Source organism: Thauera chlorobenzoica (assembly GCF_001922305.1).
GTDB lineage: Bacteria > Pseudomonadota > Gammaproteobacteria > Burkholderiales > Rhodocyclaceae > Thauera > Thauera chlorobenzoica.
Genome location: NZ_CP018839.1, coordinates 1,157,535 through 1,170,522, shown reverse-complemented (window position 1 = coordinate 1,170,522; position 12,988 = coordinate 1,157,535). Strand labels below are relative to the sequence as shown.

General features: G+C 65.9%; 9 protein-coding genes. 3 read left to right on the top strand and 6 right to left on the bottom strand.

The features are described 5' to 3' along the window. The 5 genes from Tchl_RS05540 to Tchl_RS05520 form a co-directional block, all read right to left on the bottom strand. Positions 1 to 867, bottom strand: a complete 867-nt coding sequence (locus Tchl_RS05540; protein WP_075147516.1) for a branched-chain amino acid ABC transporter permease — start codon at positions 865 to 867, stop codon at positions 1 to 3. Positions 868 to 984: 117 nt separating this feature from the next. Next, positions 985 to 2,166 (bottom strand): ABC transporter substrate-binding protein, encoded by a 1,182-nt coding sequence (locus Tchl_RS05535; protein WP_103893745.1) that lies wholly within the window; start codon positions 2,164 to 2,166, stop codon positions 985 to 987. A 163-nt stretch (positions 2,167 to 2,329) separates the two neighbouring features. Further along, complete coding sequence (locus Tchl_RS05530; protein WP_075147515.1) at positions 2,330 to 3,928, bottom strand: benzoate-CoA ligase family protein; 1,599 nt, start codon at positions 3,926 to 3,928, stop codon at positions 2,330 to 2,332. Between the two features lie 240 nt (positions 3,929 to 4,168). Then, positions 4,169 to 4,636 carry a DUF4863 family protein gene (locus Tchl_RS05525; protein WP_075147514.1) on the bottom strand — a complete coding sequence of 156 codons (468 nt, stop codon included), beginning with the start codon at positions 4,634 to 4,636 and terminating at the stop codon, positions 4,169 to 4,171. Positions 4,637 to 4,666: 30 nt separating this feature from the next. Continuing rightward, complete coding sequence (locus tag Tchl_RS05520) at positions 4,667 to 6,244, bottom strand: 3,4-dehydroadipyl-CoA semialdehyde dehydrogenase (protein ID WP_075147513.1); 1,578 nt, start codon at positions 6,242 to 6,244, stop codon at positions 4,667 to 4,669. 400 nt (positions 6,245 to 6,644) lie between these two features. On the opposite strand from Tchl_RS05520, the gene boxC reads away from it, so the two are divergent. The 3 genes from boxC (at position 6,645) to boxA (ending at position 11,162) form a co-directional block, all read left to right on the top strand. Next, positions 6,645 to 8,303, top strand: a complete 1,659-nt coding sequence (gene boxC, locus Tchl_RS05515) for a 2,3-epoxybenzoyl-CoA dihydrolase (protein WP_075147512.1) — start codon at positions 6,645 to 6,647, stop codon at positions 8,301 to 8,303. 77 nt (positions 8,304 to 8,380) lie between these two features. Beyond that, positions 8,381 to 9,802: a benzoyl-CoA 2,3-epoxidase subunit BoxB gene (gene boxB / locus Tchl_RS05510; protein ID WP_075147511.1), complete on the top strand. Its 1,422-nt coding sequence runs from the start codon at positions 8,381 to 8,383 to the stop codon at positions 9,800 to 9,802. Between the two features lie 109 nt (positions 9,803 to 9,911). After that, positions 9,912 to 11,162 (top strand): benzoyl-CoA 2,3-epoxidase subunit BoxA, encoded by a 1,251-nt coding sequence (gene boxA, locus Tchl_RS05505; RefSeq protein ID WP_075147510.1) that lies wholly within the window; start codon positions 9,912 to 9,914, stop codon positions 11,160 to 11,162. 18 nt (positions 11,163 to 11,180) lie between these two features. Here the strand turns inward: boxA and bclA are convergent, their stop codons facing one another. After that, positions 11,181 to 12,764, bottom strand: coding sequence for a benzoate--CoA ligase (gene bclA / locus Tchl_RS05500; RefSeq protein ID WP_075147509.1), 1,584 nt, complete (start codon positions 12,762 to 12,764; stop codon positions 11,181 to 11,183). Positions 12,765 to 12,988 lie beyond the last annotated feature (224 nt).

Genomic DNA, 12,988 nt, shown 5'->3' with positions numbered 1-12,988 from the left:
CTAGCCTTTCTTGAAGATGCCTTCGGGGCGCCACAGCAGCACCACCGCCATCACCAGGTACACCCCCAGTCCGGCGAACTCGGGCACCAGCACCTTGCCGAAGGTGTCGGTAAAGCCCACCAGCAGCGCCGCCACCAGCGCCCCCCACACCGAACCGATGCCGCCGATCACCACCACCACGAAGGAGATGATCAGCACGTTGCCGCCCATCCCCGGATACACCGAGGACACCGGCGCGGCGAGCATGCCGGCGAGCGCGGCCAGCGCCACGCCGAGGGCGAACACGTTGCGGTACAGCAGGTCGATGTTGACGCCGAGCGCCTGCACCATTTCGCGGTTGTGCGAGCCGGCGCGGATCATCATCCCCAGCCGGGTGCGCTGCATCAGCCACCACAGTCCGGCGGCCAGGGCCACGCACACCACCGAGATCACGATCCGGTAGACCGGGTAGGACAGGGTGTCCGAAAGCTGGATCGAGGCCGAGAACAGCGCCGGGATGTCCACCCCGTGCACGTCGTCGCCCATGGTCAGGCTGCGCAGTTCCTCGAAGATCAGGATCAGCCCGTAGGTGAGCAGCACCTGCTGCAGGTGGTCGCGTTTGTACAGATGTACGAACAGCAGCTTCTCGAGCAGCGCCCCGAAGGCGAACGCCAGCGGTATGCCGAGCACGATCGCCAGCATCAGGTTGCCGGTGGCGCTGGTGAGGGCGAACGCCATGTAGGCGCCGATCATGTAGAAGCTGCCGTGCGCCAGGTTGATGATGCCCATGATCCCGAACACCAGCGTCAGCCCGCTGGCCACCAGAAACAGCAGCAGTCCGTACTGCAGCGAATTCAGGATCTGGATCAGGAAGGAAACGAAATCCATGCTTGGGCCTCCCCCTCCCGGACTCGCCCAGGGCGGCGGGATACGGTGGATGAAAGTGCGTGGAAGGAAAACCCTGCGCCGGCCCGGCCGGCGCAGGCGGTGCGATCGGCGCAGCGATCAGTTCATGCGGCAGCCGCGGGCCGGATCGGCGAGCTTGGGCGCGGCGACGCCGACGACCTTGTTCTCCTTGCCCTCGACCTTGCGCAGGTAGATGTCCTGCACCGGGTTGTTGGCCTTCGACAGGGAGAACGCACCGCGCGGGCTGTCGACCGTCGCCGCGCTCATCGCCTTCATCACCGCATCCTTGTCGAACTTGCCCGCCGGCGCCTTGGCCAGGCCGGCGCCGAGGAGCTGGGCGGCGTCATAGCCCTGCACCGCATAGACGTCGGGCTGTGCCTTGTAGGCGCTGGCGTAGCCGGTGCGGAACGCCTTGTCCTTCTCGGTATCGAGGCCGTCGGCGTAGTGCAGGGTGGTCATCACGCCCTCGCCCGCACCGCCCATCGCCTCCAGCGTACCGTCGGTGAGGAAGCCCGAGCCGTACAGCGGGATGCTGTTCATGAGCCCCGCCGCATCGTAGTCCTTGACGAACTTGGCCGCGCCGCCGCCGGCAAAGAACACGAACACCGCATCGGGCTTGAGGCCGGCGATCTCGGTCAGGAAGGGCTGGAACTCGACGTTCGGGAAGGGCAGGTAGAGCTCCTTGGCGATCTTGCCGCCGGCCTGTTCGAAGGCCTCCTTGAAGCCGGCCACCGACTGCTCACCGAACGAGTACTTCCAGGTCACCGTGACCACGTTCTTGTGCCCGCGCTCGGCCACCACCTTGCCCATTGCGTAGGCCGGCTGCCAGGCCGAGAACGACACGCGGAACACGTTGGGCGCGCACAGCGGCCCGGTCAGCTCGTCGGCCCCGGCGTTGGGGATGATCATCAGGGTCTTGGTGTCGCGCGCGACCTTGGCCATTGCCAGCGCCACGCCCGAGTGCACCGTGCCGACGAGCACATCGACTTCGTCGCGCTTGACCAGCTTGTTGGCGTTCTCGGTGGCCTTGGCGGCGTCGGACTCGTCATCGACGACGAAGTATTCGACCTCGCGCCCGCCCAGCTTGCCGCCCTGCTCGGCCACGTACTGCTTGAACCCGTTGGTGATTGCATTGCCCAGCGAGGCGTAGGTCCCGGTGTAGGGCAGCATCAGGCCGACCTTGACCTTGTCCGCGGCGTAGGCGCCGCCCATCGGCAGCAGGGCCATCAACCCCACCCCCGCAACACCGGCCATGCGCTGCATCAGTTTGTGCTTGCTCATATTTGTCTCCTCCGTGCTCATGGAATTACTCGGCGGACGCAGTCGCCCGCCATCTCTCGGACAACTTCGGATCGGCGCTGAACATCAGTTCAGGATCGAATTCTATTACATTTTTTGATCGCATCATTAGCATTTTCCCGCATCTCCCTCCTCTTTTCCGCGCTCAGCGCGGCGCCACCCCGCGCAGCTTGAAGCGCTGGATCTTGCCGGTGGCGGTCTTCGGCAGATCCTCGACGAATTCCATCCAGCGCGGATATTTGTAGGGCGCCAGGACGCTCTTGACGTGGTTCTTCAGCGCCTCGCGCAAGGCGTCGTCGGCCTCCAGCCCGGGCTTGAGGACGATGAAGGCCTTGGGCTTGATCAGGTGGTCCTCGTCCTCGCAGCCCACCACTGCCGCCTCGAGCACCGCCTCATGTCCGATCAGTGCGGATTCGACCTCGATCGGCGAGACGTAGATCCCGCTCACCTTGAGCATGTCGTCGCTGCGCCCGGCATAGACGTAGTAGCCATCGCCGTCGAGCAGGTACTTGTCGCCGCTGCGCGTCCATTCACCGAGGAAGGTGCTGCGGCTCTTTTCGCGGTTGTTCCAGTAATAGACGGCCGAAGTCGGGCCGCTGATCTGCAGTTCGCCAGGCTCGCCCGGCACGGTGATCTCGTTTCCGGCATCGTCGATCAGGCGCACCCGGTAGCCGGGCACCGGCTTGCCGCTGGTGCCGTAGCGCACCTGGCCGGGCCGGTTCGACAGGAAGATGTGCAGCATCTCGGTCGAGCCGATGCCGTCGAGGATGTCCAGCCCGTAACGCTCCGTCCACCGCCGGCCGATCTCCTCGGGCAGGGCCTCACCGGCCGAAGTGCACGCACGCAGGTTCAGCTCGCCGCGCGCCGGGCAGTCCGGGCTGGCCAGCATCGACGCGTACAGCGTGGGCACGCCGTAGAAGATCGTCGGGCGATGGCGGCGCAGGCGCTCGAACACCGCCGCCGGGGTCGGGCGCTCGCCCATCAGCACCGCGGTGGCCCCCGCCGCCAGCGGGAAGGTGAGGCCATTACCCAGACCATAGGCGAAGAACAGCTTCGCCGCCGAAAACACCACATCATCCTCGCGGATGCCCAGGATCGAGCGCGCGTACAGTTCGGCGGTATGGATCAGGCTCGAATGGATATGCACGGTGCCTTTCGGCGCGCCCGTCGAGCCCGACGAATAGAGCCAGAAACAGGCGTCGTCGGCGAGCGTCGGGGCGGCAGGAAAATCTTCCCGGCCGTGCTCGAGCAGTCCGGCCAGGGTATCCGGCGCAAGCTCGGCGGCATCGGCAACGATGATCCGCTCGAGCGTCGGCACCTTGCCGAGCAGCGGAGCGAACACCGGCATCAGCGGCTCGGACACGATCGCGACGCGGGCACGGCTGTCGGTCAGCATGTATTCATAGTCGCTCGCGGTGAGCAGGGTATTGACCGCGATCGGCACGATGCCGGCCCGGATCGCACCGAGGAATGCGGTCGGGAAGTCGATGGTGTCGTGGACGCACATCAGCACCCGCTCTTCCTGGCGCAGGCCGAGCACATCGCCGAGGGCACTGCCACAGCGATTGACCCGGCGCGCCAGCTCGTCGTAGCTATAGCGCCCGGCGTCGTCGATATAGGCGATCTTGGCGCCGCGGCCGGCAACGAGATTGCGCCCGACGAGGTCGTCAGCGGCATTGTAGTGGCGCGGGATCTTGATCTCCGGCGGATTCGTGGTGTGATCCGCCGCGCTCAGTGTAGGCATGGAGGTCTCCTCCGTAGTTGACCTGGACAAAGCCCTGACATGGGTGCCACCTCGAGGTGGTCTCTTTTCAGGGCCGGCGCGTCCGCCGCAGCCGATCTCGATGTCGGCCTCCGCCGGCGAACCCGGGTCGGGGTTGAGGGTGGGGTTGAGGGTGGGGTTGAGGGTGGGGTTGGGGTCGGGGTCGGTGTTGGGGCGAAACCTGGGGGTGAGGATGGGCGTCAGCGACGGTGGCCCGGCGCGCTACGCACGGGTAAATTCGATCGCACCCTGGGGCAGCAGGTACAGCACATGGGCGCGACCACCGCTGACGGTCGGGCAGTGCGCACTGCCTGGACCATAGACGAACCAGCCGGCGCCATGGCCGTCGAACTTCGCATCTCCGTCGAGCGGCATGATCATGTCGATCTCGCCCTGCGGATGGACGTGATGGGGACCGGCCACATCGGCCATTTCCACCACATCCACGCTGAAGCCGGCCAGCTCCGGACAGGGCTTGATGACGCGGCCGAAGCGGATGCCGCCGTGTTCGCGATCGCACATCCAGCCTGCCTTCACCGCCGCCACGCAGGCGTCGGCGATGGCGCGGAACTCGGGACCGTCGGCAGGAAAGCGCTGGTTCAGGAAATCGGCGAGACCGGCATCGAGCGTCCGGCCTTCGATCGCAGCGGTAACGTCTGCGATCAGATGCTGAAAATGTTCCGGGGTCATGTGGACACTCCTCTACCAAATCGAGCAGGTTCAGGCGCCGAGCAGAGCGGCATCGGCCGCCTCTCGCGACAGCAGATCGAGCACGGCGGCACTGCCCTGGACCACGTGGCGGCGGTGGTACATCGCCAGCGCCCGCAGGCCACCGAGCTCCTCGCCGCCGCCGGCACGCCCCGGCCCGCCATGCAGGCAGGTCGGCATCACGTTGCCGTGTCCGGTGTGGTTGGCGCCGACGCTGGCGTCGACCACCATGATGCGGCCGTGGAGATCGGCAATCGCCGGCACCAGCGCACCGACGAAAGCCGGATCGGCGGAATACACCGAAGCCACCAGCGAACCGCCGCCGCGACGCGCGAACGCCACCGCTTCGGCGACGTCGCCGTACGGCAACACGGTCGCCACCGGGCCGAACACCTCGACGTCGTGCACCTGCCGCGCCGCCAGCCCCTTGTCACAGAATAGCAGTGTAGGCTGGACGAAGGCAGCCTGCTGCGGGTCGGCATCGACCGGCATGAAGCCAGGATCGGCCCCATACACGACTTCCGCATCCTCGCGCAGCCTGGCCAGCCCCTCGAGGGCCGCCGCCTGCTGCGCCTTGCTCACCAGGGGGCCGACGCGCACCCCCGCAGTGCGCGGGTTGCCCACCGGCATGCCCGCCAGGCGGGCGGCGACAGCCGCGGCCAGGTCCCGTGCAACCGGGGCCGGCACCAGCACGCGGCGGATCGCGGTGCACTTCTGCCCGGCCTTGACCGTGAGCTCGCGCACCACTTCCTTTACCGCCAGGTCGAATTCGGCACTGCCGGGCACCGCATCGGGCCCCAGGATCGCGCTATTGACGCTGTCGGCCTCAATATTGACGCGCACCGAGCGCGCAACCACAGCCGGATGGTTGCGGATGCGAGCGGCGGTATCGGCCGAACCGGTGAACGACACCACATCGCATTCCCCGACATGGTCGAGCAGCTCTCGCGCCGAGCCGCATACGATGCTGATTGCCCCCGTCGGCAACACCCCGGCCTCAACCACGTCGGCAACCATGCGCTGCGCCAGCCAGGCCGTGGGGGTGGCCGGCTTGACGAATACCGGCACGCCGGCGAGCAGGGCCGGCGCGGCCTTTTCCCACAGCCCCCAGGCGGGGAAATTGAATGCGTTGATGAATATGGCAACGCCGCTCAACGGCACGAGGAAGTGCTGCCCCTGGAACACGTCGGTCTTCGCCAGCGCCACGCGGCCGCCTTCGCGCAGGCAGCGCGCGGCGCCGAGAACCTTGCCGGCACGCGCATAGCTCTTCAGCGTGAAGATCGCGCCATCGACATCGAAACCGGCATCCGCCTCGGTGGCACCGGAGTTGCGCAGCGAGATGTCGAAATAGTCCGCCCGCTTCGCCTGCAGGACTTCGGCAACGCCACCGAGCATCGCCGCCCGCGCCGCGTAAGTCATCGCCCGCAGTGCCGCGCCACCTTCCCGGCGCGAGAATTCGAGCGCCGCAGCCAGGTCCAGCCCGTCGGAGGAAACCGTGACCAGTTGCTCGCCGCTCACCGGGTCGTGCAGCGGCAGCCCCTCACCGCGCCCCTCCAGCCACTGCCCGCATATATGGTTTGCCAGCTTCATGCCGTCTCCTATTGTGTACTTGACACCCTTGGCCTGCAGTCTGCCGCAGACGGGCAAAAAGGCCACCTGATGAAGCCATAGAGTACATCCATTCACCAACGAGTCAAGAATTATCTTGCACATTCGCCACGCAAAATCACGTAGAAGAAGAACTCCACCAGCGCTATCAAGCTCTAATTCGGCTGCAACATGAGGTACACAGCATTGGATGACGCAAATCACGAACATAAAGTGCACTTTATGTATTGACGAACAAAAAAATGTGCAATATTGTTCAGCCATGGCATGCAGTTTGATGCATACGGACAACAGCATCGCCATCGCTGGCAGAAGGCGACTGGGTGTTCCCAGGACTGAAACGGCCCCGACACGGCCGCACCCCTTTGAGGAGGAGACGAAAGTGGATACAGCAATCAAGCACGACGCCGTGGATTACCGCACCGAGCCCTCGCGCTACAAGCATTGGTCGCTCGCGGTCGATGGCGAGGTGGCGACGCTGACCCTGAACATTGACGAAGACGGCGGCATCCGCCCGGGCTACAAGCTCAAGCTGAACTCCTACGACCTCGGCGTCGACATCGAACTGCACGACGCGCTGCAGCGCATCCGCTTCGAGCATCCGTCGGTCCGCAGCGTGGTGTTCACCTCGGGCAAGCCGAAGATCTTCTGCTCCGGCGCCAACATCTACATGCTGGGCGTATCGACTCACGCCTGGAAGGTGAACTTCTGCAAGTTCACCAACGAGACCCGCAACGGCATCGAGGACGCCAGCCAGTACTCCGGCCTCAAGTTCATCGCCGCGTGCAACGGCACCACCGCCGGCGGCGGTTACGAGCTGGCGCTCGCCTGCGACGAGATCGTTCTCGTCGACGATCGTAACTCGGCGGTGTCGCTGCCCGAAGTACCCCTGCTCGGCGTGCTCCCGGGCACCGGCGGACTGACCCGGGTCACCGACAAGCGCAAGGTCCGCCGCGACCATGCCGACATCTTCTGCACCATCTCCGAAGGGGTGCGCGGCAAGCGCGCGGTGGAATGGCGCCTGGTCGACGCCGTGGTCAAGCAGCAGCAGTTCGCCGAGCACATCGCCGAGCGTGCGAAGGCGCTCGCCGCCGGCTCCGACCGCCCCGCCGGCGCCAGGGGGGTGGCCTTGCCGGGCCTCGAGCGCAGCGTCGATGCCGCCGGCTACCACTATGAGTTCGTCGATGTCGCGATCGACGCCGCCGCCCGCAGCGCGACCCTGACCGTGCGCGCCCCGGCCGCCGTCACCGCGACCACGGTTGCCGAAATCGAAGCCCAGGGCGCCAACTGGTGGCCGCTGAAGATGGCACGCGAACTCGACGACGCGATTCTCAACCTGCGCACCAACCACCTCGACATCGGCCTGTGGCAGCTGCGCACCGAGGGTGATGCCGAGGTCGTGATGGACATCGATGCCACCCTCGTCGCCCACCAGGCGCACTGGTTCGTGCGCGAGACCCTCGGCATGCTGCGCCGCACCCTGGCGCGCCTGGACGTGTCCTCGCGCAGCCTCTACGCGTTGATCGAGCCGGGCTCGTGCTTTGCCGGCACCCTGCTCGAGATCGCCCTTGCCGCCGACCGCAGCTACCTGCGCGACGACGAGGGCGGCGCCAACCGCATCGGCCTCACGGCGATGAATTTCGGCCCCCTGCCGATGGTCAACGGCCTGTCGCGCATCGCCTCCCGCTTCTACCAGGAAGAAGGCCCGGTGGCCGCGGTGAAGGCGCGCAAGGGCGAGCTGCTGAGCGCGGCCGAGGCGATGGAGCTGGGCCTGGTGACGGCGATCCCGGACGACCTCGACTGGGCCGACGAAGTGCGCATCGCCTGCGAGGAACGCACCAGCCTGTCGCCCGACGCGCTCACCGGGCTGGAAGCCAACCTGCGCTTCGGCATCACCGAGACCATGAACACGCGCATCTTCGGTCGCCTGTCGGCATGGCAGAACTGGATCTTCATCCGCCCCAACGCAGTCGGCGAGAACGGTGCACTGAAGCTGTTCGGTTCGGGCAAGAAGGCCCAGTTCGACTGGAAGCGAGTGTAAGCGAGCAGAACGCCCCCCATGCCGGCCACGGCCACCATCCAGCGCGGCCGGCACATTCCAAATTGAGGAGTAGAGACATGATCAACTACAGTGAACGCATCCCGAACAACGTCAACCTGTCCGAAAACAAGACCCTGCAGCGCGCCCTGGAGCACTGGCAGCCGGCCTTCCTGCAGTGGTGGGAGGACATGGGTCCGGACAACTCGACCAATTACGACGTCTATCTGCGCACTGCGGTCAGCGTCGATCCCACCGGCTGGGCGCACTTCGACCACGTCAAGATGCCCGATTACCGCTGGGGCATCTTCCTCGCCCCGCAGGAGCAGGACAAGAAGATCACTTTCGGTGACCACAAGGGCGAGGACGTGTGGCAGGAAGTGCCGGGCGAATACCGCTCGACCCTGCGCCGCATCATCGTCACCCAGGGTGACACCGAGCCGGCCTCGGTCGAGCAGCAGCGCCACCTCGGCCTCACCGCGCCGTCGCTGTACGACCTGAGGAACCTGTTCCAGGTGAACGTCGAGGAAGGCCGCCACCTGTGGGCGATGGTCTATCTGCTGCACGCCCACTTCGGCCGCGACGGCCGCGAGGAAGGCGAGGCCCTGCTCGAGCGCCGCTCGGGCGACGAGGACAACCCGCGCATCCTCACCGCGTTCAACGAGAAGACCCCCGACTGGCTGTCGTTCTTCATGTTCACCTTCATCACCGACCGCGACGGCAAGTACCAGCTCGCCTCGCTCGCCGAATCGGCCTTCGATCCGCTGGCGCGCACCTGCAAGTTCATGCTCACCGAGGAAGCGCACCACCTGTTCGTCGGCGAATCCGGCATCGCCCGCATCATCCAGCGCACCTGCGAAGTGATGCAGCAACTCAAGACCGATGACAAGGACAAGCTGCGCGCCGCCGGCGTCATCGACCTGCCGACGCTGCAGAAGTACCTGAACTTCCACTTCAGCGTCACCAGCGACCTGTACGGCAACGAGGTGTCGTCGAACGCCGCCACCTACTACACCACCGGGCTGAAGGGGCGCTTCGAGGAAACCAAGATCGCCGACGACCACAAGCTGCTCAGCGCCGAGTACGAAGTCATGGATGTCGCCGGCGACAAGATCCTGACCCGCCACGTCGGCGCGCTGTCGGCACTCAACGAGCGCCTGCGTGACGACTGGATCACCGACGTCCAGGCCGGCGTCGACCGCTGGAACCGGATCCCGGCGAAGTTCGGTTTCGACTTCCGCTTCACCCTGCCGCACAAGGGCTTCCACCGCGCCATCGGCATGTTCGCCGACGTCCATGTCAGCCCCGACGGCCGCCTGCTGTCCGAAGCCGAATGGACCCACCAGCACCTGAACTGGCTGCCCAGCGACGAGGACCGCCTGTATGTGCATTCGCTGATGGGCCGCTGCCTGGAGCCGGGCAAGTTCGCCAACTGGATCGCCCCCCCGGCGCGCGGCATCAACAACAAGCCGGTCGACTTCGACTACGTCCGCTTCAACTGAGCACGACCGGGGCCGCCCTCGCGCGGCGGCCCCGCTTCGCGCCGAAACGACCGACACGCCCGCGGCACCGCCTTCGCTGCCGCTCCACCCGTCAAGGAAGAGACCCGCCATGAACGCGCCCGCAGAGCACGCCACCATCGCCCGTCAGCACCTGATCGACCCCGAGGTCTGCATTCGCTGCAACACCTGCGAGGAAATGTGCCCGATCAACGCGATCACGCACGACGCCCGCAACTACGTGGTCAAGTTCGACGTCTGCAAGGGCTGCCTGGCCTGCATCTCGCCCTGTCCGACCGGCGCGATCGACTCCTGGCGCAATGTCGACGGCACCCGCCCGTACACGATCGAAGAGCAGCTTTCCTGGGACGCGCTGCCCGACACCACCGAGTTCGACAATTTCGAGGCCACCCTGGGCGCCCTCAGCGGCGAGGAAACGCCGCCCGAAGTCCAGCAGATCACCGACCTCGCCACCGCCGGCCAGGGCGGACCGGCACTGGCACCGTGGTCGGCATCCCACCCCTATGTCAATCTGTACACGCCCGCCCGTCCGGTCACCGCCACGGTCTCCGGCAACTACCGGCTGACCGCGGACGACGCCTCCAGCGACATCCACCACATCGTCCTCGATTTCGGTGCGACGCCCTTCCCGGTGCTCGAAGGCCAGTCGATCGGCATCATCCCGCCGGGCACCGACGCCAACGGCAAGCCCCACCTGCTGCGCATGTACTCGGTGGCCAGCCCGCGTGAAGGCGAGCGCCCGCACCACAACAACCTGTCGCTGACGGTCAAGCGCGTCACCGAGGATCACGACGGCCATCCCGCCCGCGGCATCGCCTCGAACTACGTGTGCGACCTGAAGAAGGGCGACAAGGTCCAGGTCACCGGTCCCTACGGCTCGACCTTCCTGATGCCCAACCACCCCGGCGCATCGATCATGATGATCTGCACCGGCACCGGCTCGGCGCCGATGCGGGCGATGACCGAACGCCGCCGCCGGCGCATGGACCAGAAAGAAGGCGGCGAGCTGATGCTGTTCTTCGGCGCGCGCTCGCCCGGCGAACTACCCTACTTCGGCCCGCTGAAAAAACTCCCGGAAGACTTCATCGACATCAATTTCGCCTTCTCGCGCGTCCCCGACGAACCCAAGCGCTACGTCCAGGACCGCATCCGCGAGCGTGCCGACAAGGTGTTCCGCATGCTCACCGACGACAACGCGTTCATCTACATCTGCGGCCTGAAGGGCATGGAAGCCGGCGTCCTCGAAGCCTTCCGCGACATCTGCCGCGCCCACGGCGCGGACTGGGAAGCCCTGCGCCCGGAACTGCTGGCGAAGGGCCGTTTCCACGTCGAGACCTACTGAGCGCGCCGGGAGCCGCGCTCAGGCGCTGCGCAGCTTGAAGCGCTGGATCTTGCCGGTGGCGGTCTTGGGCAGGTCGTCGACGAACTCGATCCAGCGCGGGTACTTGTACGGCGCCAGCAGGTTCTTGACGTGAGCCTTGAGGTCGGTACGCAGTGCCTCGCCCGCACCGTAGCCGGGCTTGAGCACGACGAAGGCCTTCGGCTTGATCAGGTGATCTTCATCCTCCCAGCCCACCACCGCCGCCTCGAGCACCGCTTCGTGCGCGATCAGCGCCGACTCGACTTCGATCGGCGACACGTAGATCCCGCTCACCTTGAGCATGTCGTCGCTGCGCCCGGCATAGACGTAATACCCCTCTTCATTGACGAGGTACTTGTCGCCGCTGCGCGTCCATTCGCCGGTGAAGGTGGCGGCGGTCTTTTCCGGGTTGTTCCAGTACATCACCGCCGAACTCGGGCCGCTGATCTGCAGCTCGCCCGCGACCCCGGCCGTGGTGATCTCGGCCCCTTCCTCGTCGATCAGCCGCAGCCGATACCCCGGCACCGGCTTGCCGCTGGTGCCGTAATGCACGTCACCGGCCCGGTTCGACAGGAAGATGTGCAGCATCTCGGTGGAGCCGATGCCGTCGAGGATGTCCACGCCGAAACGCGCCTGCCAGCGCCGGCCGACATCTTCGGGCAGGGCCTCGCCGGCCGAAGTGCAGGCGCGCAGGCGCAGCTCGCCTTCTTTCGGACAGTCCGGGTTCGCCAGCATGCTGGCATAGAGCGTGGGCACGCCGTAGAAAATGTCCGGCTGGCGGCGGCGCAGGCGCTCGAACACCGCCGCCGGCGTCGGGCGCTCGGCCATCAGCACCGCGGTGGCGCCTACCGCCAGCGGGAAGATCAGGCCGTTGCCCAGGCCATAGGCGAAGAACAGCTTCGCCGCCGAAAACACCACGTCCCCCTCGCGGATGCCCAGAATCGGGCGCGCATAGAGCTCGGCGGTATGGATCAGGTCGGAATGGATATGGACCGTGCCCTTGGGCGCACCGGTGGACCCCGAAGAGTAGAGCCAGAAGCAGTGGTCGCCGGGCCGCGTCGGCGCCGCCTCGAACTGCTCGGAGCCGGTGGCGAGCAGGGCCGCCAGGCTGTCTTCGCCCGCGCCGCCGGCGACCACGAGACGCTCGAGCGTCGGCACCTTGCCGAGCATCGGCGCGAACAGCGGCAGCAGTTCCTTCGACACCACGGCGACGCGCGCCGCGCTGTCGGTCAGCATGTATTCGTAATCGCTTTCGGTGAGCAGGGTATTGATCGCGATCGGCACGACCCCGCCCTTGATCGCACCGAGGAAGGCGGTGGGAAAGTCGATGCCGTCGAGGACGCACATCAGCACGCGGTCCTTCGGCTGCAGACCCAGCGTCGTACGCAGCGCGCTGGCGCAGCGATTCACGCGCAGCGCCAGTTCGTCGTAAGTGTAGGAGCCGGCATCGTCGATGTAGGCCGTCTTTCCTCCGCGCCCTGCAAGCAGGTTGCGCCCGATCAGATCGTCGGCGGCGTTGTAGCGCTCCGGGATCTTGATGACGGGCGGCGTGGTGCTGTGATCGGCCACACTCAGAGTGTACATGCTGCTCTCCTTGACGATTTACAAAATGCAATAAAATGCATGATAACCAGCAAAATATGCAGCAGAATACACTCAGATGAAGCACTGTCAAGCAAGTCCCTTGCTTCCAAAAGGGTTGAAGCCCAACAATCCATGCCATATATTGCATGCGCGACCAAACAAGGCTGACATGCCGACTTCCGGCCTACCTTAGTCCTGCACTAAAATACAATTTATATTGACAG